This is a genomic window from Luteibacter sp. SG786 (assembly GCF_011759605.1).
Lineage (GTDB): Bacteria > Pseudomonadota > Gammaproteobacteria > Xanthomonadales > Rhodanobacteraceae > Luteibacter.
Genome location: NZ_JAAOYX010000001.1, coordinates 626,810 through 650,312, shown reverse-complemented (window position 1 = coordinate 650,312; position 23,503 = coordinate 626,810). Strand labels below are relative to the sequence as shown.

Annotated in this window: 22 protein-coding genes and 1 tRNA gene; 7 read left to right on the top strand and 16 right to left on the bottom strand. The window is 65.9% G+C overall.

Features of this window, described 5'->3' with window-relative positions:
- Positions 1 to 16: 16 nt before the first annotated feature.
- From FHS47_RS02805 to FHS47_RS02785, 5 genes are read right to left on the bottom strand one after another with little or no spacing between them, the layout of a single operon-like run.
- A complete protein-coding gene (locus FHS47_RS02805) occupies positions 17 to 619 on the bottom strand; it encodes a response regulator transcription factor (protein WP_167022659.1) in 603 nt (200 codons plus the stop codon).
- On the bottom strand, positions 616 to 1,752 hold the full coding sequence (locus tag FHS47_RS02800) for a sensor histidine kinase (RefSeq protein WP_167022656.1): 1,137 nt from the start codon (positions 1,750 to 1,752) through the stop codon (positions 616 to 618). The genes FHS47_RS02805 and FHS47_RS02800 overlap by 4 nt, the downstream gene beginning before the upstream one ends.
- Positions 1,749 to 2,978 (bottom strand): sensor histidine kinase, encoded by a 1,230-nt coding sequence (locus tag FHS47_RS02795; RefSeq protein ID WP_167022652.1) that lies wholly within the window; start codon positions 2,976 to 2,978, stop codon positions 1,749 to 1,751. Before FHS47_RS02795 ends, FHS47_RS02800 begins: the two co-directional genes overlap by 4 nt.
- A gap of 6 nt (positions 2,979 to 2,984) precedes the next feature.
- The gene (locus FHS47_RS02790) at positions 2,985 to 3,764 is read right to left on the bottom strand and encodes an ABC transporter permease (protein WP_167022649.1); all 780 of its coding nucleotides are present in this window, start codon (positions 3,762 to 3,764) and stop codon (positions 2,985 to 2,987) included.
- Positions 3,761 to 4,669 (bottom strand): ABC transporter ATP-binding protein, encoded by a 909-nt coding sequence (locus tag FHS47_RS02785; protein ID WP_167022646.1) that lies wholly within the window; start codon positions 4,667 to 4,669, stop codon positions 3,761 to 3,763. The genes FHS47_RS02790 and FHS47_RS02785 overlap by 4 nt, the downstream gene beginning before the upstream one ends.
- 212 nt (positions 4,670 to 4,881) lie before the next feature.
- On the opposite strand from FHS47_RS02785, the gene FHS47_RS02780 reads away from it, so the two are divergent.
- The 4 genes from FHS47_RS02780 (at position 4,882) to FHS47_RS02765 (ending at position 10,635) form a co-directional block, all read left to right on the top strand.
- Entirely contained in the window at positions 4,882 to 6,378 is a 1,497-nt protein-coding gene (locus FHS47_RS02780; RefSeq protein ID WP_167022643.1) for an aminotransferase class III-fold pyridoxal phosphate-dependent enzyme, read from the top strand.
- 211 nt (positions 6,379 to 6,589) lie between these two features.
- The gene (locus FHS47_RS02775) at positions 6,590 to 6,901 is read left to right on the top strand and encodes a PsiF family protein (protein ID WP_167022640.1); all 312 of its coding nucleotides are present in this window, start codon (positions 6,590 to 6,592) and stop codon (positions 6,899 to 6,901) included.
- 210 nt (positions 6,902 to 7,111) lie between these two features.
- Positions 7,112 to 7,750 (top strand): uracil phosphoribosyltransferase, encoded by a 639-nt coding sequence (upp, locus tag FHS47_RS02770; RefSeq protein WP_167022637.1) that lies wholly within the window; start codon positions 7,112 to 7,114, stop codon positions 7,748 to 7,750.
- 146 nt (positions 7,751 to 7,896) lie between these two features.
- A complete protein-coding gene (locus FHS47_RS02765; protein WP_167022634.1) occupies positions 7,897 to 10,635 on the top strand; it encodes a lamin tail domain-containing protein in 2,739 nt (912 codons plus the stop codon).
- 127 nt (positions 10,636 to 10,762) lie between these two features.
- Here FHS47_RS02765 and pip read toward each other — a convergent pair whose 3' ends face one another.
- Positions 10,763 to 11,719, bottom strand: a complete 957-nt coding sequence (gene pip / locus FHS47_RS02760; protein WP_167022631.1) for a prolyl aminopeptidase — start codon at positions 11,717 to 11,719, stop codon at positions 10,763 to 10,765.
- Positions 11,720 to 11,902: 183 nt separating this feature from the next.
- Positions 11,903 to 13,285 (bottom strand): FAD-binding oxidoreductase, encoded by a 1,383-nt coding sequence (locus FHS47_RS02755; protein ID WP_167022628.1) that lies wholly within the window; start codon positions 13,283 to 13,285, stop codon positions 11,903 to 11,905.
- Between the two features lie 124 nt (positions 13,286 to 13,409).
- Between FHS47_RS02755 and serA the strand changes: the two genes are divergently transcribed.
- Entirely contained in the window at positions 13,410 to 14,645 is a 1,236-nt protein-coding gene (gene serA / locus FHS47_RS02750; RefSeq protein WP_167027575.1) for a phosphoglycerate dehydrogenase, read from the top strand.
- Positions 14,646 to 14,684: 39 nt separating this feature from the next.
- On the opposite strand, the gene FHS47_RS02745 is transcribed toward serA, so the two are convergent.
- A complete protein-coding gene (locus FHS47_RS02745; protein ID WP_167022625.1) occupies positions 14,685 to 15,635 on the bottom strand; it encodes a sensor domain-containing diguanylate cyclase in 951 nt (316 codons plus the stop codon).
- A gap of 126 nt (positions 15,636 to 15,761) precedes the next feature.
- Here FHS47_RS02745 and FHS47_RS02740 point away from each other — a divergent pair, with 126 nt between their 5' ends.
- Together FHS47_RS02740 and FHS47_RS02735 are read left to right on the top strand one after the other, a co-directional pair.
- On the top strand, positions 15,762 to 16,343 hold the full coding sequence (locus FHS47_RS02740; RefSeq protein ID WP_167022622.1) for a TetR/AcrR family transcriptional regulator: 582 nt from the start codon (positions 15,762 to 15,764) through the stop codon (positions 16,341 to 16,343).
- Positions 16,327 to 17,772, top strand: a complete 1,446-nt coding sequence (locus FHS47_RS02735; RefSeq protein WP_167022619.1) for a nitrilase-related carbon-nitrogen hydrolase — start codon at positions 16,327 to 16,329, stop codon at positions 17,770 to 17,772. The genes FHS47_RS02740 and FHS47_RS02735 overlap by 17 nt, the downstream gene beginning before the upstream one ends.
- A gap of 5 nt (positions 17,773 to 17,777) precedes the next feature.
- On the opposite strand, the gene FHS47_RS02730 is transcribed toward FHS47_RS02735, so the two are convergent.
- The 8 genes from FHS47_RS02730 to infC all read right to left on the bottom strand — a co-directional run bounded on the left by FHS47_RS02730 (position 17,778) and on the right by infC (position 23,463).
- Positions 17,778 to 17,854: transfer RNA gene (locus FHS47_RS02730), tRNA-Pro, on the bottom strand.
- A gap of 47 nt (positions 17,855 to 17,901) precedes the next feature.
- A complete protein-coding gene (locus FHS47_RS02725; protein WP_167022616.1) occupies positions 17,902 to 18,258 on the bottom strand; it encodes a MerR family transcriptional regulator in 357 nt (118 codons plus the stop codon).
- On the bottom strand, positions 18,239 to 18,538 hold the full coding sequence (gene ihfA / locus FHS47_RS02720; RefSeq protein WP_036114917.1) for an integration host factor subunit alpha: 300 nt from the start codon (positions 18,536 to 18,538) through the stop codon (positions 18,239 to 18,241). Before ihfA ends, FHS47_RS02725 begins: the two co-directional genes overlap by 20 nt.
- Position 18,539: 1 nt before the next feature.
- Positions 18,540 to 20,921 carry a phenylalanine--tRNA ligase subunit beta gene (gene pheT / locus FHS47_RS02715; protein ID WP_167022613.1) on the bottom strand — a complete coding sequence of 794 codons (2,382 nt, stop codon included), beginning with the start codon at positions 20,919 to 20,921 and terminating at the stop codon, positions 18,540 to 18,542.
- Positions 20,922 to 20,949: 28 nt separating this feature from the next.
- Positions 20,950 to 21,942: a phenylalanine--tRNA ligase subunit alpha gene (pheS, locus tag FHS47_RS02710; RefSeq protein WP_167022609.1), complete on the bottom strand. Its 993-nt coding sequence runs from the start codon at positions 21,940 to 21,942 to the stop codon at positions 20,950 to 20,952.
- A 100-nt stretch (positions 21,943 to 22,042) separates the two neighbouring features.
- On the bottom strand, positions 22,043 to 22,402 hold the full coding sequence (gene rplT, locus FHS47_RS02705; protein ID WP_072322974.1) for a 50S ribosomal protein L20: 360 nt from the start codon (positions 22,400 to 22,402) through the stop codon (positions 22,043 to 22,045).
- A gap of 14 nt (positions 22,403 to 22,416) precedes the next feature.
- On the bottom strand, positions 22,417 to 22,614 hold the full coding sequence (rpmI, locus tag FHS47_RS02700) for a 50S ribosomal protein L35 (protein WP_036114929.1): 198 nt from the start codon (positions 22,612 to 22,614) through the stop codon (positions 22,417 to 22,419).
- Positions 22,615 to 22,935: 321 nt separating this feature from the next.
- Positions 22,936 to 23,463, bottom strand: coding sequence for a translation initiation factor IF-3 (gene infC / locus FHS47_RS02695; RefSeq protein ID WP_256374586.1), 528 nt, complete (start codon positions 23,461 to 23,463; stop codon positions 22,936 to 22,938).
- Positions 23,464 to 23,503: the final 40 nt, after the last annotated feature.

Sequence of the window (23,503 nt, the reverse complement as noted above, 5' to 3'; positions counted from 1 at the left end):
GTCCTCCGGTTCGCGCTCAGAGCCAGCCTTTCTGCCGTGCCAGGCGATACGCCTCGATGCGATTGGCTGCACCGAGCTTGCCGATGGCCTCCGATAGGTAATTGCGCACGGTGCCGTGCGAGAGGTTCAGCTGGGTGCCGATGTCGCTCGCCGAATGCCCCTCCCCGGCCAGCCGCAGCACCTGCCGTTCGCGGTCGTTGAGCGGGTCCGCGTCAGACCACGCCTCAAGCGCCAGCTGCGGATCGATGGCCCTGCCGCCGCGATGCACCGTGCGCAATGCGTCGGCCAGATTTTCGGCGGGGGCATCTTTCAAAAGGTACCCGCCAACGCCGGCATCGAGCGCGCGGCGCAGGAACCCCGGACGGGCGAAGGTGGTAACGATGACCACCTTCACCGGCAACTCGTGCCGGCGCACCCGCTGGGCGATCTCCAGGCCGGTGAGGCCCGGCATCTCGATATCGGTCACCAGCACATCCGGCTTCAGGCGCTGAAGCTCGCGCCAGGCACTTTCGCCATCGGCGGCCGAGCCCAGCACCTCGATGTCGGGCTCCAGATTCAGCAGCGCCGACAGTGCACCGCGCACCATCGCCTGGTCTTCGGCCAGCAACACGCGGATCATGCGAGGCTCTCCATGCGAGGTGCCCCGATAGGCACGCCTATCTCCAGCGCCGTGCCGTGCCGGAGGGGGGAATCGATGGCAAGGCGCCCGCCGATCTGACGCACACGTTCGCGCATGCCCGAGACGCCATTGCCGTGCGCCGCGAGTCCGCCGCAGCCGTTGTCCGTGATTCGCATCGAAAACTCCTGCCCGCTCCGGGCGATGACCACGCGCGCCTCGGAGGCGCGCGAATGACGGTGGATATTGGTGACGGCTTCGCGGAGCACGAGGCAAAGCGTCGCCTCGATCTTTTCCGGAAGGCTGAAGTCCGCCGGAAGTTCGTGAACAAAGGCGATGCCGGACGATTCCAGCATCAAACGGGCCGATATCAGCTCGCTGGAAAGATCGCCCGCACGAAGGCCGGTGACGGCGCTGCGTACTTCCGCCAGCGTATGCCGGGCGACGCGCTCCACTTCTTCCATCTCCTGCTGCGCTCGCGGCGGATCGGCCAGGGCAAGCCGTTTGGCGAGCTCGGACTTCAGCGTGATGAGCGACAGCGTATGGCCGAGTAGATCGTGCAGGTCACGGCCGATGCGCTCGCGTTCCGCCAGCGTGGCCAGCCGCCGCACTTCCGACTGCGAAAGGCGAAGCTCCGCGTCGCGGCGGCCACTGCGTACATACAGATAGTTGCTGAATCCGGCGGCGAGGCCCACCCCGAACACCACCAGCACATGCACCGGCGGCACGTGAAACGCGGGGACCCAGGCAAGCGTCACGAGTGTCGCGACGGCAACGCCGCCCAGCCAGACGCGCAGACGATTCGAGTAGGCCAGCAGCACCTCGCCGATCACCACATAACCCAGGGCCAGCGGATTCACGGGCCACAGCACGAAACCCAGGGCGGAGATGGCGCCGGCGTGGAACGGCAGGCGTGCCACGGGCGCCGTGTAAACCGCCGTATAGCAGACGAGGTACACCGGAATGGACGCGAGCGTCGGCGCCATCCACTCCCAGTCGAATCCCTTCACGGCGAGCGGCGCCTGGATAAGCGCGATCAGCCAGAACACCTGCAGGCCGGCCTGCCAGCGCAGATACACGGGCGAGCGCAGTACGCCGAGAAGCGAGTCCTTGTGCGGCGGCGGGATGCGCATCATGAGGCGAGTCTGTTGTCGCCGCCGAACGGCAGGCCTTCGTCTGCCCGAATGTCCACCAACGCCGGGCGCCGGTCGGCAGGCAGCAGGGGCACCTGAATGTTCACCACCGTTCCCTTCGCCGCGCCCGAGGCGAAGGCAAGCGTGCCGCCAAGGGCGCGCACCCGCTCGCGCATGCCGCAGATGCCGTTCCCCTCGCTGCCTGCGAGTCCCCGCCCGTTGTCCACGATGGTCATCGTGCAGGCACGGTCGTCCATGCTCACGGTCACCTCCGCGAACGACGCTCCCGCATGGCGGTGGATGTTCGTCACGGCCTCACGCAAGACCAGGGCGAGTTCGTTGTCCATGCGTGGCGGCAGTTCGGGCACGTCCGCGCGATAGACGAAGTCGATCATCGAGGTGTTCAGGAGGAGACGGGCGGAAGCGAGTTCGGCCACGACACCGGAAGCACGGATGCCGGTCACGGCAGAGCGCACCTCGGCCAGCGCATGCCGCGCGACCTGCTCGGCTTCTTCGATCTCGCGGCGGGCCGCATCGGCATCGCGGTCGAACAGGCGCCGGGAAAGTTCCAGCTTCAACGTGATCAGCGAGAGTGTGTGCCCCAGGAGGTCGTGCAAGTCCCGGCCGATACGCTCGCGTTCCGCGGTGGCCGCCAGGCGCCTCACTTCGTCGTGCGAAAGCTTCAATTCCACGTCGCGCTGCGCGTTGAACCGGTAGACCACGTTGATCGTGCCCACCGACAGGGCGATGAACGAGAGGGTGGCGATGACGGGAATGGGCCAGCCCACCAGAAAATACGCCACGCCCACGAAGCCGCCGATGACCGCGACCATGCCGGCGATGCACTTCTTCGGTGCACCTTCGAATCCGAGCATGGCGCAGGCGTAGATCACATAGGTGCCGCCAGCGCTGTGGTTGAAATTCAGGGTGGCGTACGCAAGCAGCGCCACGCCGCCGGCGTACCAGGACACGTGCCGCAAGGGCCGCGTATACGCCGCGGCATACAGCAGCAGGAAGATGGGAAACGAAAGACCCGTGGCCAGACCCCACCAGGGGCCGAGTTCGTTGGCGAAGATGACGTCGCCGAACACGTATACCGCCCATACGAGGTTCACCAGGCTGGCGAAGCGCAGTCTCGGCCGCTCGCGGAAGCGGTTCCAGAGCGAGTCCGGGGTCGGCTTGAACCACGAGGGCGACATGGGTGTATCCGAGAAAAGGCGTGCGGTCATGCTACTTCAACCGTGGCGGCGCAGGCGACGCGTGGCAATGGCCACGAAGGCCACCGTGAAGCCGGCGAGCACGGCCACGTGGAGCGCCTCGCCACCCTGGCCGAGGCCCACCGCGGAGAGCGCCAGCTGGTTTAGATGGTAAGCCGGCCAGAGCGGTGCGATCGCTTGCAGGAAGGCCGGCATCACGGGCAGCGGAAACCACAGACCAGAGAGGAATGCCATCGGCAGATAGATGAGGTTGATCACACCCGGGGCGCCCTGTCCCTTCACCAGCGTTCCCACCAGCAGCCCAAGGGCGGCGAACGGAAGCACGCCGAGCACTTCGAGCAGGAAAAATCCGCCGATGCGCCACGCCGGCAACTGCACGCCCGCGACGAAGATCGCAAGGCACAACAAGATGACCGACACGATCGCCGCGACCAGCAAGGCCATGCACATCTTGCCGAGCAGGTAGGCGCCGGGCGGCATGGGGAGCGCGCGTTTCAGTGTAAGCAGGCCCGTATCGCGCTCCAGCGCCAAAGAGACGCCAAAACCGAACAAGCCGGGCGCCATGACCCCGAATGTACCGTACGAGGCCAGGAGGTACCGGGGCGCATCGGCGCTGTTCGCATGGGCGAGGAAGATCCCGAACATCACATAGAACACCGACGGGAACAGTAGCGTCGGCAACAGGAAGCCGGGATTGCGCAGGTAGCGAAGACACTCTGCCCTCGCTTCCTCCACGTAGGCAGCAATCACGCGTGCCGCGGTCATGGCGGGTGTGGCTGTGCTCTCGATCGTGCTCATGCGGCCTCCTGAAGGGCTTCGGTGTCGCGCGTGATTTCCTGGAAGGCCTCGGCAAGTCCGGCGCGCTGCACCTCCAGTTCGGAAAGACCGGGATCGGCATCGAGGAGCCGCCGCACCACGGCTTCCGCCTGCGCGGTGGCGATAACCGTCCGGCCCTGCTTCGTGTCCACCGAAACCACGTCCGGCCATGCCTGCAACGCCTCGATTGCCAGGGAGGTAACGCAGCGAATCCGGCGCAACGAAACGTGCGCGCGCAAGGCGTCCACGCTTCCCTCGGACACCACGCGCCCCTTCGCGATCACGCAGACGCGATCCGCCAATGCCTCTGCCTCTTCGAGGTAGTGAGTGGTGAGCACCACCGCACAACCTTCGGAAACCAGCTGGCGAATGGACACCCAAAGCGACTGCCGTGCATCGATGTCCATGCCGACGGTCGGTTCGTCGAGAAAGAGGATGTCGGGCCGGCCGGCCATCGCCAGGGCGAACTGCACCCGGCGCTGCTGACCGCCCGACAGCGCGCCGTACCGGCGCGACAGCAGGTCCGTGATACCCGCCAGCGCCGCGCACTCCGTCACGGGTCGCGGCTCGGGGTAGTAGCTCGCGGTCAAGCGGAGCAGCTCGCCCACCTTCAGCGTGGCCGGCAGGTTGGCCGCCTGCAGCATCACGCCAATACGGCGGCGGGCGTCGATGTCCTGGGGATCCTTGTCGAACAGGGTGGCAGTGCCGCCGTCCGGGCGGTGGAGCCCCAGAAGCAGAGCGATGCTGGTGCTCTTGCCCGCGCCGTTGGGGCCGAGCAAAGCCAGGATTTCCCCGCGGTGGACGTCGAGGTCGATGCCGTCCAGTGCGGTAATGGCGCCGTAGCTCTTGCGGGCTTTGACGAGGCGTGCAATGCGGGTGTCGTTCATGGTCCCCTCCTTGCAGCGCAACATATTCCTACGCAAGCCATTGGCGGCAGTCGCTTGCGTCATTGTGCGCATGTGACAAGCGTCACCCGGGGGTTACGCCGCCAAAATGCGCGTGCTATGCTGGGTTGATAATCCCTTTACATATAGATACTTAGCGGCCTCTTAAGGGATCGTTGCCATCAGTGCCGCGTCACCAGTGAGAGGAGTGGTTTATGGACGTCATCGGTCTTTTGCGTGAGTTGCGCGACTTCGGCGGTGCGCCGCGTACGCGCGGCCTGCCGGACGCCACCATCACACGCTTCGCGGCCACCGACGCTTCGCTCGTCGAGGCCATCGAGGACGCCGTGGCCTACCACCGTGCCCTGCGCAACGACATGGCCGATTTCCTCCGCCTCGACGAAGCGGAGCAGATCCATCGCGCGCAGTCGGGCCTCGTCAATTTCTATCCCGACGACGGCGTGAATCCTTACATGCCGGCTGCGGCGCGCGGTCCGTGGATCGTCACGCTGAAGGGCGCCGTGCTGCACGACGACGGTGGCTACGGCATGCTCGGCTTCGGGCACAACCCGAAGCACGTGCTCGAAGCGATGTCCCGGCCGCAGGTCATGGCCAACGTCATGACGGCCAACGTCTCGCAGTTGCGCCTTTCGGAAGCGCTGCGCAAGGAACTCGGCCGCAACCGCGGCGGCAGCCCCTACTCGCACTTCCTTTGTCTGAATTCAGGCTCCGAATCGGTCACGCTGGCGGGACGCATCGCCGACGTGAACGCACGTCTCATGACCGACCCGGGCGCGCGGCATGCCGGTCAAACCATCAAGCGTCTGGCCGTCAAGGGCGCGTTCCACGGCCGCACCGAGCGTCCCGCGCTCTATTCGGATTCCTCCCGCCGCAACTACCAGCAGCACCTCGCCAGCTTCCGCAACGAGGACACGCTGATCACGGTGGAACCGTACAACGTGGCCCAGTTGAAGGCCGCGTTTGCCGAGGCCGATCGCCAGGGCTGGTTCATCGAGGCGATGTTCCTCGAGCCGGTGATGGGCGAAGGCGATCCGGGCCGCGCGGTCACGCCGGAGTTCTACGCGGCGGCGCGCGAGCTCACCCGCGAGCACGGCACGCTGCTGCTTGTCGATTCGATCCAGGCCGGCCTGCGCGCGCACGGCGTGCTGTCCATCGTGGACTACCCGGGCTTCGAATCGATGGAAGCACCGGACATGGAAACCTTCTCGAAGGCGCTCAACGCCGGGCAGTATCCGCTGTCGGTGCTGGCCGTGACCGAGCGCGTGGCGGGACTGTACCGCAAGGGTATCTACGGCAACACGATGACCGCTAACCCGCGCGCGCTCGACGTCGCCGTGGCCACGCTGAATGAACTGACCGACGACGTCCGCACGAACATTCGCGAGAAGGGCCAGGAATTCCTGAGGAAGCTCGAAGCCCTCAAGAGCGAACTCGGCGGGCTCATCACCAAGGTGCAGGGCACCGGCCTGCTGTTCTCCTGCGAGCTGGCGCCCGAATTCAAGTGTTACGGCGAAGGTTCCACCGAGGAATACATGCGCGAGCGTGGCATCGGCGTGATTCACGGGGGTGCCAACTCGCTGCGCTTCACGCCGCACTTCCGCGTTACCAGCGCGGAAGTGGACCTGATCGTGGAAGAGATCCGCCACGCGCTGAAGGAAGGCCCCCGCCGGGCTTCGACCAAGGCGGCGTGATCGCCAGTCTCTTGGGGCCAGGAACCTTTGTGGGAGCCGGCTTTGCCGGCGATCCCGCGGCAGCGGGCAACCCTGCCGCGAGCACCCATCGCCGCTGAAGCGGCTCCCACACAAAGCCACTCTCGTCTGCCGGGAGTGGAAAAGCGGCGATGACGCAGTCGCGGTAAGCTCCACCGGCCGGATTCGCCCGGCTTCACGTCGAGGGTTTGCCATGCGTACGCAACTCCGTGTCCTTGCCGTCGCTTCCCTGTTCCTTTTCGCCGCCGGCACCGTTGCCGCGCAGCAGATGCCCGCAAAGAAAGACCTGACCCCGCAGCAACAGCGGATGAGCACCTGCAACTCGCAGGCCTCGGGGAAGGTGGGCGACGAACGAAAAGCCTTCATGAGCAGCTGCCTCAAGGGCGAGCAGCCGGCAAAGTCGTCGCCGCAGGAAAGGATGAAGTCGTGCAATGCCGACGCGTCCGCGAAGGGCCTGAAGGGCGACGAGCGGAAGAGCTTCATGAGCAGTTGTCTGAAGCACTGATTCGCCGGGCGCCAAAGGCGCGAATGCGGCCGGAGGCATACCTCGCCCGTACACAGCCGGCTTTGTGTGGGAGCCGCTTCAGCGGCGATGGGTGCTTGCGGCCAGCATGCCCGCTGCCGCGGAATCGCCGCTGAAGCGGCTCCCACAGGTGTCCCCGTCCCAAGGCAGGTGCGACAATACGCGGGTCATCGCCATGCGAAACCCGCCCCCATGAAAATCGTCGAAGTTCGTCATCCCCTTATCCAGCACAAGCTCGGCCTGATGCGCCGGGCCGGGATAAGCACGAAGGAATTTCGCGAACTGGCGTCCGAAGTCGCCGCCTTGCTCACCTACGAAGCAACGGCCGACATGGAGACGGAGTGCAAGACCATCGAGGGTTGGGCGGGCCCCGTCGAGGTCACCCACATCAAGGGCAAGAAGGTCACCATCGTACCGATCCTCCGCGCCGGCCTGGGCATGCTCTCGGGCGTGCTGGAGCTGATCCCCTCGGCCAAGGTCAGCGTCGTGGGCATCCAACGCGACGAGGAAACCCTGGAGCCGGTGGCGTATTACGAAAAACTGAGCGGCGGCATGGCCGAGCGCACGGCACTCATCGTGGATCCGATGCTGGCCACGGCCGGTACGCTCGTCGCCACGGTGGACATGCTCAAGGCGGCGGGGGCCAGGAAGATCAAGGGCCTGTTCCTCGTGGCCGCACCGGAGGGCCTGAAGCGTATCGAGGCCGCGCACCCCGACATTGAGATCTACGTGGCCTCCATCGACGACCGCCTCAATGAACTGGGCTACATCCTCCCCGGCCTGGGCGATGCGGGCGACAAGATCTTCGGCACGAAGCAGAAAGCGAGCTGACCGGCCCGAACTTCGTCGGCTCCGTCACATCCCGCTGTCACAAATTCGGGGCACACTCGGCGGGTGGGCTCGTCAGGGGGAACGCCGCGCAGGGGATGCGAGGCGCTTTCGGGTCGCACGCAACCAACGACTCGAGGGGACATCGAATGCGTTCCACGACTTCACGGCGTGCCTCATGGGCGGCGCTGGCGGGCCTTCTGACCGTTCTGCCGCTGCAGGCGGCGGACCTTTCCATCACGCAATTCCGCGTTCGCGGCCCCAGCGGCGGCAACGACGAATTCGTGGAAGTACAGAACACCGGTACGGCCGCACTGGACGTTTCCGGCTATAAGTTAAACGCTTCCAACGCCAGCGGCACCACCGGCACCCGCTTCACCTTCCCCGCCGGCACATCCGTAGCTCCGGGATGTTTCCTGCTGTTGGCGAACGGCGGCTCGTCCGGTTACTCGGGCGCCGTGACTCCCGACCTGAAGTATTCCACTGGCATCACCGACGACGGCGGCCTTGCCCTTTTGAACGCCGCCGGGACGATCGTCGATCAGGTGGGTTTGAGCGCCGGCTCGGCGTACAAGCAAGGCACGCCGCTCGTCAGTCTGGGCAGTGCGAACGCGGACCAGGGCTACGGGCGCAAGGTCAACGGTGCAGGCCTGCCGCAAAACAGCGGCGACAACTCGGCCGACTGGGTAAAGGTGGCACCGACCTCGCCGCGCGCCAGCACGTCGCCGTGCACGGTCCAGGGCCTGAGCCTTTCGATCGCCGACGCCACGGTCAGCGTGCGCAATGGCGACGACCAGCCCATGCCGTTCACGGTGTCGCTGAGCGAAGCGGCCTCCACCGACATCTCCGTGCATGCCGCGACCGCCGACGACACCGCGACCGTGGCCGCCGGAGATTACGACGCCGTCAACACGACCGTCACCATTCCGGCCGGCAGCACGAGCACGACGTTCAACGTCAACGTGCACGGTGCGAAAGCCGCCGGTCCCGACAAGGCCTTCCGCGTCAACCTGAGCGACGCCACCGGCGGCGATGTCACGATCGCCAAGGGTTCGGCCGTCGGTGCCATCCTCAACGAGATTCCCGTTGCCGCCGAGATCTGGCAGGTCACGGGGCGCGGCCAGGTATCGCCGCTGCTCGGCAAGCGCGTGGCCACACACGGAAACATCGTCACCGCCGTGGGACCCGCGGGCTTCACCATGCAGACGCCGGACAGCCGCGCCGACGACGATCGCCTTACGTCCAACGGCATCTACGTGTTCACCAGCAGCGCGCCGACGGTGAAGGCTGGCGACATGGTCGACGTGGAAGCCACCGTCGACAACTATTTCAACCTGCCGGAACTGAAGAACGCCCAGATCACGACCACGCAGCGCGGTGTGCGTCTGCCCAAGGCCGTCGTTTTTGGCGACAAGGTGCCTTCGTCGGACCCGAATGCGCTGTCCTGCGGCGAGACGAACTTCCAGTGCTACGTGGGCATGCGCGTCTCGATCGACAACGGCATGATCACCACCGGCAACCTGCGCTTCAGCAACGAACCCTTCGCCGAGGTGTACATCACCGCCAATGGCAAGCGGTCGCTGCGCGAACCGGGCGTGCGCTATACCGTTCCGGTACCGGAGGGCGTGAACCTGCCCAACTGGTCGGGCAACCCGCAGGTATTCAAGATGAACACCGCGGACTTCGGCGCCGTGGCTCCGAATACGCCGTTCAACGCCGGCACCACCTTCCGCGCGGAAGGCGTGATGTCGTATGCGTTCGGCGCATACACCTTCATCCCGACCTCCATCGCGATCAAGAAGGCAGCGACACTACCGCGCGTGGTGGATTCGCGGCCGTTCTACGCGGTTCGCGTCGGCGCGTTCAACACCGAGCGCTTCTGCGATACGGAGTTCAACACCACCTATACCTGCAGCGGTGGCGACACCGAGCCGACCGCCGACGAGGTGAAGCTCAAGACCCAGCGGCTGTCGGCCTATATCGGTAGCGTGCTGAAGCTGCCGGACATCCTCTCCGTGGAAGAGGTGAAGAGCCTGCAGGTGCTGCAAGGCCTCGCGAAGCAGCTGGGTGACGACTATCCGGCGCAGTACGAGGCGTTCCTCCAGCCGGGCCACGATCCCAGCGGCATCAACGTGGGCTTCCTCGTTCGCACCGATCGCGTTCGTGTGCTCTCCGTGCGCCAGCTCGGTGCCGACGAAACCTGGCAGGACGGCGACCAGACCGCGTTCGTGCACGACCACCCGCCCCTGCTGCTTACCGCCGACGTGCCGTCGATCGTGGGACGCATGCGGATCAACGTGATCTCGGTGCATCCGAAGGCACGGCAGAACGTGGACAAGACCGGCCCGACCGCTGAGCGCGACCGCGAGAAGCGCTTCCTCCAGGCTAAATCGCTGGCTACGCAGGTGCAGGCGATCCAGACGGACAGGAAGAACCTGCTCGCACCGCTGCTGGTGGTAGGCGACTTCAACGCCTACCAGTTCAGCGACGGCTTCACCGACGTGGTGGGCCTCATCTCGGGCAAGTACGACGATAGCCAGAACCTGCTGAAACTCGGCAAGAACCTCGTGAAGCCGACGCTCTGGAATGCCGTGGACTCGGTACTGGCGCAGGACCGCTACTCGTTCCTGTTCACCGAGAACTTCGGCAACATCCAGGGCGAAGGCCCCCGCAAGGTGCCCACCCACCAGGTGCTGGACCATGCGTTGCTGAACACCGTGGCACGTGGCCTCTTCCTGCAGATGCAGTACGGCCGCGGCAACCTCGACGCACCCGTGCAGACGATCGACGATTCGGCGTCCGCCACGGGTGTGCAGAAGGCCATCGGCTCGTCGGACCATGACGGCTTCGTGGTCGACATGCTGGCGCTGCCGCTGGGGTTGTTCTGATGTAACCGGGGTGCCCCGCGGGGCACCCCTTCTTGCGTGTGGGAGCCGCTTCAGCGGCGATGGGTGCTCGCCTCAGGCTTGCCCGCTGCCGCGGGATCGCCGCTGAAGCGGCTCCCACAGGGCGCTCCTACATGGCGAAGCGGTCGGTGGCTTTCACCAGTTCCTTCGCGATACCGGGTTCGAACGCCGAATGCCCGGCGTCCGGCACGATGCGCAGGTCCGCTTCCGGAAACGCGCGATGCAGATCCCACGCGCTGCGCGCGGGACACACGACGTCATAACGGCCCTGCACGATCACTGTGGGAATGTGCCTGATCTTGTGCACGTCGCGCAGCAGCTGGCCATCAACCTCGAAGAAACCCGCATTGACGAAGTAGTGGCACTCGATGCGCGCGAAGGCGAGCGCGAACTCGTCCTCGCCGTTCGACGCCATGTGGCTCTCGTCCTGGTAGAGGTGGCTGGTGGCCGCCTCCCATACGGACCAGGCACGCGCCGCGGCGAGGCGCACGGCCGGGTCGTCGCTGGTGAGCCGGCGGTGATACGCGCTGATGAGGTCGCCATGCTCCGCGGACGGAATGGCGGCGAGGTAATGCTCCCATGCGTCGGGAAACAGCGCGTCGCAGCCCGACTGGTAGAACCATTCCAACTCGGAGCGGCGAAGCATGAAGATGCCGCGCAGCACCAGTTCGGTAACGCGTTCCGGATGGGTTTCGGCGTAGGACAGGGCCAGCGTGGAACCCCATGAGCCGCCGAATACCTGCCAGCGCTCGATGCCAAGGTGCTCGCGCAGGCGCTCGATATCGGCGACGAGGTCCCAGGTGGTGTTGTCGGTCAGTTCCGCGTGCGGCGTGGACTTGCCGCAACCGCGCTGGTCGAAAAGCACGATGCGGTATTTGGCTGGATCGAAAAAGCAGCGGCCGCGCGGGCTGGTGCCGGCGCCGGGACCGCCGTGGAGGAAGACCACGGGCTTGCCCTTCGGGTTGCCGCTCTCCTCGAAGTAGAGGGTATGCAGCGGCGAGACCTTCAGCATGCCGCTGTTATAGGGCTCGATCGGCGGGTAGAGGTCGGGGAGTTCCTGGGCCATGGCGGGGGTCCTGTGAGGCGTGGAAACCTCAAGGCTAACGAGCGGAGCCTTGCGACACCAGCACCTGCTTGTCTTGCGACCACCGGGCTTTGTGTGGGAGCCGCTTCAGCGGCGATGGGTGCTCGCGGCAGGTCGCCCGCTGCCGCGGGATCGCCGCTGAAGCGGCTCCCACAGGGCGCGCTCCTACAGGAGCTTCCCGGGATTCATGATGCCGTTCGGATCCCACACCGCCTTGATGCCGCGCATCAGGGCGATCTCGGCCTCACTGCGCACACTGCCTAGCCAGGGTTTCTTGACGAGCCCGATGCCGTGCTCGGCCGAGATGCTGCCGCCGTGGCGTGCCAGCGTCTCCACGAGCAGCGAGGTGACGTGCTCGCATTGCTCGACGAACACGCCGTTGTCGAGCTCCGCGGGCTTCAGCACGTTGATGTGCAGGTTGCCGTCGCCGATGTGTCCGAACCACACCACGTCGAATGCCGGGTACTCGGCTGAAAGGAGAGCGTGCATCTCTTCCATGAAGGCCGGCACGGCGGAAATGCGCACGGAGACGTCGTTCTTGTACGGCTTGTGCGGGGCGAGGCTCTCAGTGATGCCTTCGCGCAGGCGCCACAGCGACGCCGCCTGTGCTTCGCTGGATGCGATCACGCCATCGGTCACCCAGCCTTCGCCGAGGCAGAATTCGAAGAAATCCAGCGCCTCGGCCTCCGCCTTCTCGTCGCCCGCATCGAACTCGGTCACGACATAGAAGGGGTGGTCTTCGGCGAAGGGCCGTTGGGCGCCGTGCGCAAGCACGTGGTGCAACGCCCTTTCCGTAAAGAACTCGAACGCTTCGAGCGCGAGACGGTGGCGCGCTTCCGCGAACACCTTCATCAACGCATCCATCGCCGGAACCGCCAGCAGCATGACCTGGGATGGTGGCGGTGGCGAAGTGAGCGTAAGGGTCGCTTCCACCACGATGCCCAGCGTGCCTTCGGAGCCGATGACCAAGTGGCGCAAATCGTAGCCGGAAGCGTTCTTCACCAGCCCGCGGTTGAGGTCGAGCAGTTCGCCCGTACCGGTGACCACCTTGAGGCCGGCCACCCACTGCCGCGTGTTGCCGTAACGAATGACCCGTATGCCCCCGGCGTTGGTCGCGATGTTTCCGCCGATCTGGCAGGAGCCGCGCGCGGCGAAGTTCACCGGATAAAGCAGCGCATGCTCGCGTGCGGCATTCTGCACCGCCTCCAGGGCGATGCCGGGTTCGACCGTGAGCGTGCGGTCGATGGGGTCGAAGCCGAGCACGCGGTTCATACGATCGAGACTGAGCACCAGTTCGCCCTGCGCGGCCACGGCGCCCCCGGAGAGGCCGGTGCGTCCTCCCGAGGGCACGATGCCGACGCCGTGCGCGTTCGCCCAGCGGACGACGCCTTGCACCTCGTCGACGGACGCTGGCCACGCGACCGCCAGCGGCGCGGGCGTCCAGCGCCGGGTCCAATCCCGGCCGTGGTGCTCCAGGTCGCCGGCCTCCACGGACAGCTTGAGGGTGGGAATCAGGCGGATCAGCTCGGCCAGGCGCGGGTCGGTCATGGAAAGCTCGGTAGGGATACCTGGGATGCTCTGCCGAGCGTGCCAGCCCTTTGGATGCGCCGCAACATGCGTGCCGCGATCTGGCATAGTGACCCTTCCTCCCGTGGAACAGAACGTACCGGCCATGACGCGCACCTCGTATCCAAAGGAAGACATCAAGATCCTGCTGCTGGAAGGCGTGAGCCGAAGCGCGCTGGACACCTTCCGCCAGGCCGGTTATTCGCAGATCGAGTTCCATGAGAAGTCCCTCCCCGAGGACGAACTGCTGGAGCGCATCGCCGATGCCCATATCGTGGGCATCCGTTCGCGCACCCAGCTCACCGCCCCGGTCCTGGCGGAAGCCCGCCGTCTGATCGCGGTGGGTTGCTTCTGCATCGGCACGAACCAGGTCGACACGGGCGAGGCGGAGCGCCTCGGGGTGCCTGTGTTCAACGCGCCCTATTCGAACACCCGCAGCGTGGCGGAACTGGTCATCGCCGAAACCATCCTGCTCGTGCGCCGCATCCCCGAGAAGAACGCGCTGTGTCACCGGGGTGGGTGGTCGAAATCCGCCGCAGGAAGCTACGAGGTTCGCGACAAGGTGCTGGGCATCGTGGGCTACGGCCACATCGGCACGCAGGTGGGCGTGCTGGCCGAGGCGCTGGGCATGCGCGTGATCTTCCACGACATCGAGCCGAAGCTTTCGCTCGGCAATGCCCGCGCCGCCGCCAGCCTCGACGACCTGCTCGAACGCGCGGACGTGGTCACCCTGCACGTGCCCGAAACGCCGCAGACGAAGAACCTGGTCGGTGCCGCCGAGATCGCCCGCATGCGTCCCGGCGCCATGCTCGTGAACGCGTCCCGCGGTACCGTCGTCGACATCGACGCCCTGGCCGCCGCGCTGCACTCAAAGCACCTCGCGGGCGCGGCCATCGACGTTTTCCCGGTGGAACCCAAGGGCAACGATGATCCCTTCGTCTCGCCGCTGGTGGGCATGGACAATGTCATCCTCACGCCGCACGTGGGCGGCAGCACCGCCGAGGCGCAGGAGAACATCGGCATCGAGGTGGCCTCGAAACTGGTTCGCTACAGCGACAACGGCAGCACGCTCTCGGCGGTGAATTTCCCCGAGGTTTCCCTGCCGGGCCACCCCACCAGCCGCCGCCTGCTGCACATCCACCGGAACATTCCCGGCGTGCTGTCACGGGTGAACGAGGTGTTCTCCCGTGCCGCCGTGAACATCGACGGCCAGTACCTGCAAACCTCGGCGCAAGTGGGTTACGTGGTGATCGACGTGACCACCACCGAGGAACATGCGGCCGCGCTGCGCAACGAGCTTGCGGCCATCGAAGGCACGCTGAAGGCGCGCGCGCTCTACTAGCGCCAGGGCTCGCGGGTGCACGCTGGTCACGGAGCGGCGCTAAAGCACGCCGTCGTCGCACACCACCCGCGCGCGGCCACGTTCCTTCGCCAGATAGAGCCGCCGGTCGGCCGTGGCAAGGAACGGAGTGACCTCGTCGCGCTCTTTGGGCACCACGGTGTTCACACCCGCGCTCAACGTGAGCCGCCTGCCGGAACCGTGCCCGGCGTGAGCGATGAGGGCCTTGTCCACGAGGTCGAGACAGCGCCATGCCAGGGCCATGGCTGTTCCCTCGTCGGTGTCCGGCAGCAACAGCACGAACTCTTCCCCACCGAAGCGGCAGAGCATGTCGCGTGGCCCGCGCAGGATGCCTTCCAGCGCCCTCGCCACGCGCTTCAAGCATTCGTCGCCCTCGAGGTGGCCGTAGTGGTCGTTGTACTGCTTGAAGTAATCGATATCGAGCACGACGACCGACACCGGCTGGCGCAGGCTCTGGGCGTTGCGCCATTCCGCGTCCATCATCTTGTCGAAGCGGCGCCGGTTGGCCAGGCCTGTGAGGCCGTCCTTGTACGACAGCTCCTCCAGTTCGCGCTGCATGTCGAGCAGCCGCTCTTCGGTGCGCTTGCGCTCGCTGATGTCGAACATGAACCCGATCAGCGCATGTGGCGTGCCGTCAGGATTGCGCACCACGTGCACGACGTCGCGAATCCAGACGAATTCCCCGTCCTTGCGCAAGGCACGGTAATCGGCCTCATGGTCCACGCCCGCCTGCGATTGCGCCACACAGAAATTGAAGACCCGCTCGCGGTCTTCGGGATGCATGCGGTCGGCCCAGTCCTGCACCGTCGCCCAGGAATCGGGCGTCCACCCGAGCAGTTCCTCGATCTGCGGACCAATGTAGGCGAAGCGCAGGGTAGCCCAGTCGATTTTCCAGGGAATGGCGCGGGTCGACTCCAGCAAGGTCTTGTAGACCCCTGGATCCTCGCGAAGAAGCGAGTCGTCAACGCTCATGGCTGTTTTTCCCCGTGGCGGCCGCAGCCGTGAATATTCGCCCCTCCCGTTATCGGTCGGGCTTCGCGAAGCTTGAACCATGAGGGGGCGTTGCGTCACCCGAACGCCCTCGTTTACAGTGTAAACATGCCGACCGCCAAGACCGCCGACCGAATCCTCGCCGCCGCTCATGCCCTGTTCGACGCTCATGGCGCCGAGGCCGTGACCATGCGCCGCGTGGCGGGCGAGCTTGGCTTGTCGGCCATGGCGATCTACCGCCATTTCCCCAACCGGGAAGCGCTGTTGGAGCGCCTTTCCAACGACAGCTTCGAGGAGGCAGCACGGACATGGGCAAGCCACGCGCGGCAGCGCGATCCACGCCGGCGACTCCTGGCCATGCTGGCGTCCTACCTCGACTACGCCGTGGCACATCCGCACCTGTTCGACCACGCCTTCGGGCTGCCCCGTGACGATGCCAGGCGCTTCCCCGAGGACTTCCGCGCGCGTCGTTCGCCCACGCTGAACCTCATCGCCGATGCCATCGTCGAGGGCATGGCGCAAGGCACGCTGCGAAAGCTCGACGAATGGGATCTGGCGATGGATCTGTGGGCGCATGCCCATGGGCTCATCGCGTTGTACCGGGCGGGCCGCTTCAGCTACGACGAAAAGCGATTCCGGGCCTTCTACCTCGCGTCCGTGGGAAGACTGATCGATGCCTTCGCAATCTGAGCGTTCCGCCATGCCGGCCTGGGTGTTGGCGACCGCCCTGACGGCCATCGGCTGGTGGTTCGGGAGCGGCACCCACCCGGTGTGGTGGGCCACCTGGCTGGCGCCTCTTCCCGTGCTGTGGCTGGCATCGAGGGTACGGACACCGTGGGCCGTCGCCGCCGCTTTCCTGGCGATGGCGATCGGCTCGGGCAACCTCTGGTCGTACATGTACAGCCACATCCGCCTGCCGCTGCCTGTCGTCATCTACGCCATGACGTTGCCCGGCGCCATGCTCGCGCTTTGCGTCCTGATTCATAAGCGCCTGCTGCTGCGCGGCCGGCCCATAGCGGCGACGCTCGCCGTGCCGGTCACCTGGGTGGCATTGGCTTTCATCAACAACCTGCTCTCTCCCCACGGCACCTTCTTCGACATCGCCTATACCCAGATGGATGCGCTGCCGGTGATCCAGTTGGCCACGCTGACGGGTATCTGGGGCATCGGTGCGCTGCTCTTCCTCGTCGCGACTGCGGTGGCCCTGCTGGGCGCGGCACATGTCGCAACCAGGGTCCGGATCGCCATAGCGGGAAGCGCGTTGCTGATCCTGGCAGCTGCCCTCACCTATGGCTTCTGGCGCCTCGCCACCCCGCCCACGTCCCAGGTTCGCGTGGCACTCCTCTCGCTCGACCAGACTGGAAAACTCGTCCCTGCGGATTCGCCGGAAGGCCGGTCGCGCCAAGATCGTTACCTCGTGGCCATGGATCGCGCCGCCGGCAAGGGAGCCCAGGTGATCGTTATTCCGGAAGACACGTTCGCCGCCACCGCCCCTGTCCCTGCCTTTGCCAGCTTCGCGCAGGAACGCGGCGTTGTCGTCGATGTCGGCGTTGATTTCCAAGAGGAGAACAGTGCGGAACGCAACATGGCGATGGTCTTCCAACCGGGCGCGGTTTCGCCCGCCACGTACCACAAGCACCACCTGATTCCCGGCTTCGAGGACAGGTTCACCCCGGGCACCTCGTTCCGGATGCTCCCGGGCAGCCCGCGTATCGGCCTCGCGATCTGCAAGGACATGGACTTCCAGGATTTCTCGACCGCGTACGGCCAACGGAGCGCGCAACTCCTACTTGTGCCTGCCTGGGACTTCGTGGAGGACGGCTGGCTGCACAGCCGCATGGCAGTCATGCGCGGCGTCGAAGGCGGTTTCGCGGTCGCTCGTGCCGCCCGCTCCGGCCGCCTTACCCTTAGCGACGACCGCGGCCGCGTGATGGCGGAAGCGTCCAGCGAACATGACGACGCGGAACTGGTCGGAAACCTTGCACTGCGCGAGACGCGAACACCCTACGCGCGCTGGGGCAACTGGTTCGCCTGGATCGATGTGACGTTCTTGCTGGCGCTTGCCGGGCTCGCCTTGCTCCCGAGCACAAAAAAAAGCGCCCCGAAGGACGCTTTTTAGAATAATGGTCGGGGTGGCGAGATTCGAACTCGCGACCACTACACCCCCAGCGTAGTGCGCTACCAGGCTGCGCTACACCCCGACGAGCTAACGATTGTAACAGCATCGCCGCGATCTGCGGAAGGCCGATCAGCGACGAAGGAGGGTCAGGACTTCTTCGAGCTCCAGGCGTACCTGGCGAACGATCTGGTGCGACATGCTGGCCTCCATGCGCGCCTGCGAGCCTTCCAGCCGGGCACGGGCGCCCGTGATGGTGAAGCCCTCGTCGTACAGCAGGGAGCGGATCTGGCGGATCATGAGCACGTCGTGGCGCTGGTAATAGCGGCGGTTGCCGCGGCGCTTGACGGGCTTCAGTGCCGGAAACTCCTGCTCCCAGTAGCGAAGGACATGCGGCTTGACGCCGCAAAGCTCGCTGACCTCACCGATGGTGAAGTAGCGCTTCGCCGGAATGGCGGGAAGTTCGGTGTTATTCCCTGGATCCAGCATAGCCCTCGACTCTTACCTTGAGTTTCTGGCCGGGACGGAAGGTGACCACCCGCCGGGCAGAGATCGGAATTTCCTCGCCGGTCTTCGGATTGCGACCGGGCCGCTGATTCTTCTGCCTCAGGTCGAAATTGCCGAAACCCGACAGCTTCACCTGTTCGCCTCGCTCCAGTGCCTCGCGCACGACTTCGAAGTACGCGTCCACGAACTCCTTGGCCTCACGCTTGTTGAGGCCCACGTCGAGGAAAAGCCGCTCGGCCATTTCCGCCTTGGTCAGCGCCATCTTATCCTCGCAGTCTCGCCTTGCATGATTTCTCCAATGCCCCCACCGCATCTGCCACGCGAGCGTCGGCATCGTCGTCGGTAAGGGTGCGTGAAGCGTCCTGTAAAATCAAGCCCATAGCGAGACTCTTTCGCCCTTCATCGATCCCCTTGCCGGCATAGCGATCGAACAGGCGAACCTCCTTCAGGACGTCGCCCAGCGCGCCGCGCACGGCCGCCTCCACCGCGGCCCAGGACACCTCCTCGGGCAGTTCCACCGCGATGTCGCGGCGCACGGCCGGGAAGCGCGGCACGCGTGCCGCGCTCGGCAACCTGCGGGCCAGGATGGGTTCCAGCGCCAGTTCCATCACGTGGACGTCCGCGCCCAGGTCGAGCGCCTTCGCGAGCGCCGGATGCAATGCGCCCAGGAAGCCTACCGGCTGCCCGTCGCGCAGGACGCGCGCACCGCGTCCCGGATGCAGCCAGGACGGCAGGCCCTCGGCGTCCACCGACCAGCGCTGCGGCTCGCCGGTATGGGCGATCAGGGCGTCGAGGTCGCCCTTGAGATCGTAGAAATCGACGGTGCGGCTGGCTTCGCCCCACTGCTCCGGGCGCGCGCCGCCGGAAGCGACGACCGCAACGCGGCCCACCTCGTCCGGCGCACCACCCGTGGCGTGGAAGCTGCGTGCCACTTCGAACAGGCGCACGCGGTCCTGCTGACGGGCGCGGTTGTGGCGCAAGGCCTCGACCAGGCCGGGCAGCAGCGAGGTACGCATGACCGCCAGATCGGCGGACAGCGGATTCGCCAGCGGCACGGCGTCGCTGGCGAGCTGCCAGGTAGCGAGCAGTTCGGCACTGACGAACGAGAGCGTCACCGCTTCGAAATAGCCGCGTGCGGCGAGCTGGTCGCGCAGCGCCATGTCGCTCAGCCGGGCCTCGGGCTCGGCGCGCAGGGCGATCTCGCCCGCCGGCACGTGGGTGGGAATGCGCTCGTAGCCATGGATGCGCGCGACTTCCTCGATGAGGTCTTCCTCGCGCTCGATGTCGAAGCGGCTGCTGGGCGGGGTGATTCGCCAGCCGTCCGCCACTTCTTCCACCGCCATGCCGAGGGCGGTGAAGATACGGGTCACTTCGCCGGCTGCCACCTCGATGCCCAGCACGCGACGCAGGCGCGCATGGCGGAGGAATACCGGCGCATGCTCGCGCAGATCTTCCGGCCGTTCGGCCACGGTGACCGGGCCCGCCTTGCCGCCGGCGATCTGCAGCAGCAGTTCCGTGGCGCGCTCCATGGCGCGCTTCGGCAGGGCGGGATCCACGCCGCGCTCATAACGGTGCGAGGCGTCGGTGTGCAGGCCCAGCTTGCGGGCACGACCCATGATCGCGGACGGTGCGAAATGCGCGGCTTCGAGGAACACGTTGCGGGTGCTGTCGGTCACGCGCGAGTCGAAGCCGCCCATGATGCCGGCGACGGCAAGCGGCCGCGCTTCGTCGGCGATCACCACGAAGGACGGATCGAGCCTGGCGTCGTTGCCGTCCAGAAGCTTCAGCGTCTCGCCCTCGCCGGCATGCCGCACGCGGATGGCACCGGAAAGCGTGTCGTTGTCGAAGGCATGCAGCGGATGCCCGAGTTCGAGCATCACGTACTGAGTGATGTCGACGATGGCGCTGATCGGGCGGATACCCGAGCGGCGCAGGCGCTCCGCCAGCCAGAGCGGCGAACGCGCCGTGGCGTCCACACCTTCAATCACGCGGCCGAGGTAACGCGGGGCGTCGGCGCCGGCTTCGAGCCGCACCGGACGCGACAGGCTGGAACCGACCGCTGCCTCGGCACCGCCGGCGGCTTTCACCCGGCTGGCGAACAGGGCGGCCACGTCATGGGCGAGACCGTTCAGGCCGAGCACATCGGGGCGGTTCGGCGTGATCTTCAGTTCGATGGTGGCGTCGGGCAGCCCCAGGTAATCGGCGAGCGGCGTGCCCACCGGCGCATCCGCCGGCAGCTCGAGCAGCCCGGAAGCGTCGGCGTCGATGCCGAGTTCCTTCGCCGAGCAGAGCATGCCGAACGACTCGACACCGCGCAGCTTCGCCGCCTTGATCTGGATGCCGCCGGGAAGCGTGGCCCCGACTTTCGCCAGCGGCACGCGAATGCCCACGCGCGCGTTCGGCGCGCCGCAGACGATCTGCAGCAGTTCGCCCTGCCCCGTGTCCACCTTGCAGACCTGCAGGCGATCGGCCTCGGGATGCTTCGCCGCCTCGACGATCTCGGCCACGACGACGCCGTCGAGCCCCTCGCCCAGCGGCGTGACCTCTTCGACTTCCAGGCCCGACATCGTCAGCGCGTGCACCAGCGCGGCCCGATCTGCATCGACGGCCACCAGTTCGCGTAGCCAGTTTTCGGAGAATTTCATGGGAGCGACTCGTTGAACTTGGGATCGATCAGGCGAACTGACGCAGGAAGCGCAGGTCGTTCTCGAAGAAGGCGCGCAGGTCGCCCACGCCATAGCGAAGCATGGCGAAGCGCTCCACACCCAGGCCGAAGGCGAAACCGGTATAGCGCTCCGGATCGATGCCGCAGTTCGCCAGCACCGTCGGATGCACCATGCCGCAGCCCAGGACTTCCAGCCAGCGCGTGCTGCCGTCCTCTGCGTCCCAGCGGATGTCCACTTCGGCAGAGGGCTCGGTAAAGGGGAAGTAGCTGGGGCGGAAGCGCATTTCGAAATCGCGCTCGAAGAACGCACGCACGAACTCGGCCAGCGTGCCCTTCAGGTCGGCGAAGCTCGAGGTCTCGTCGACCAGCAGGCCCTCGATCTGGTGGAACATCGGCGAGTGGGTCTGATCGGAATCGCTGCGATAGACCTTGCCCGGCGCGATGATGCGGATCGGTGGCTGCCGGCCCTGCATCGAGCGGATCTGTACCGGTGAGGTGTGCGTGCGCAGCAGCCGGCCATCACCAAAGTAGAAGGTGTCGTGCATGGCGCGCGCGGGATGGTGCGGCGGGAAGTTCAGCGCCTCGAAGTTGTGCCAGTCGTCTTCGATCTCCGGACCGTCGGCGCGCTGGTAACCCAGGCGGCCGAAGATGTAGGCGATGCGCTCGAGGGCGCGTGTGATCGGGTGGATGCCGCCGTATTCGCCGTTGCGCCCCGGCAGGGTGACGTCGATACGCTCGGAGGCGAGGCGGCGGTCCAGCTCGGCCTGCTCCAACGCCTGCTTGCGCAGCGCGATGGCGTCGGCGAGACGCTCCTTGGCCCGGTTCACCTCGGCGCCGCGCGCCTTGCGCTCGTCGCCGGAAAGCTGGCCCAACGCCTTGAGCGCCGCGGTGACGGCGCCGTTCTTGCCCAGCAGGGCCACGCGCACGGCATCCAGCGCCTCGAGCGACGGGGCGGCTTCGATGTCCCGCAGGGACGCGTCGATATGCTCGATCGATTCCATCGGTTTTCCTGACGTGGAAAATAAAATGGGGAGAAGGCAAGGCCTTCTCCCCACGTCATCCATCATCGCGCGATAAAACTACCGCGCGTGGTAAAGCGGATTACGCAGCCAGACTGGCCTTGGCCTTCTCTGCGATCGCGCCAAACGCCTTGATGTCATGCACGGCCAGGTCGGCGAGGACCTTGCGGTCGACCGAGATGTTGGCCTTGGCCAGACCGTTGATCAGGCGGCTGTAGGACAGACCGAACTGACGGGCGGCGGCGTTGATACGGACGATCCACAGCGCGCGGAACTGGCGCTTGCGCTGCTTGCGGCCGATGTAGGCGTACTGACCGGCCTTGATGACGGCCTGGTTGGCTACGCGGAATACCTTGCGGCGGGCGTTGTAGTAGCCCTTGGCACGGCCGATGATCTTCTTGTGACGACGACGGGCGGTAACGCCACGCTTAACACGAGCCATGGTTCAAGCCTCCCTTAGAGATACGGCAACATGCGAGCCACACCCTTGGTGTCGCACGCCTTGACGTGGTTGGGAGCGCGCAGGCCGCGCTTACGCTTGGTCGACTTCTTGGTCAGGATGTGCGACTTGAAGGCGTGACCGGCCTTGAACTTGCCGGAAGCGGTCTTGCGAAAACGCTTCGCCGCCGCCCGGTTGGTCTTGATCTTGGGCATCGGAATGCTCCGTATTCGGTTGCTGACTGATCCGGCGGCAAGGCCTTGAAGGGCCTGCACTTTCCATCCTGCCGGGTACGGTGATTCGGCCCATCCATACGGACCGAGCCAGCGATTGTAACGGAAGCGTGAGAGGCGCGCCAGAGGGTGCGCCGGGGGTGCGTGAGTCCGCGGCGCGGAGCGCCTGCTTGTAAGTCGGCCGCTGCGCGGCCTGCGAACCGTAAGTAAGAGCCTTCGTGTGGCAGCTTACGGTTTACAGGCCGCGCAGCGGCCGACTTACAAGCGTCAGAGGCGCGCTCACGGCTCACGCCAAAGGCGCGCTCAGGCTTTCTTCTTGGGCCCGATCATCATGACCATCTGGCGGCCTTCAAGGCGCGGGAACGACTCGACCACGCCGTCTTCGCCGATGTCCGTCTGGACGCGGCGGGCCAGGTTCTGGCCGAGGTCCTGGTGGGACATTTCGCGACCGCGGAAGCGGATCGTGACCTTGACCTTGTCGCCCTCTTCGAGGAACTCGCGCATCTTGCGCAGCTTGATCTGGTAGTCGCCCTCATCGGTGACGGGGCGGAACTTCACTTCCTTGATCTCGACCTGCTTCTGCTTCTTCTTGGCAGCGGAGGCCTTCTTCTGGGCTTCGAACTTGAACTTGCCGTAATCCATGATCTTGCAGACCGGCGGATCGCCGTTCGGCTGGATCTCGACGAGGTCCATGCCGAGGTCCTCGGCGGCACGGATGGCATCACGAGTGTCCATGATGCCCATCTGCTCGCCTTCGGCGCCCAGCACGCGGACCCGCGGGACGCGGATCTCGTTGTTCTTGCGATTGCCCTTGTTATCGGTCGTAGCGATACCGCTATCCTCCAGAAGAATGATCCCAATACCGAGCCCG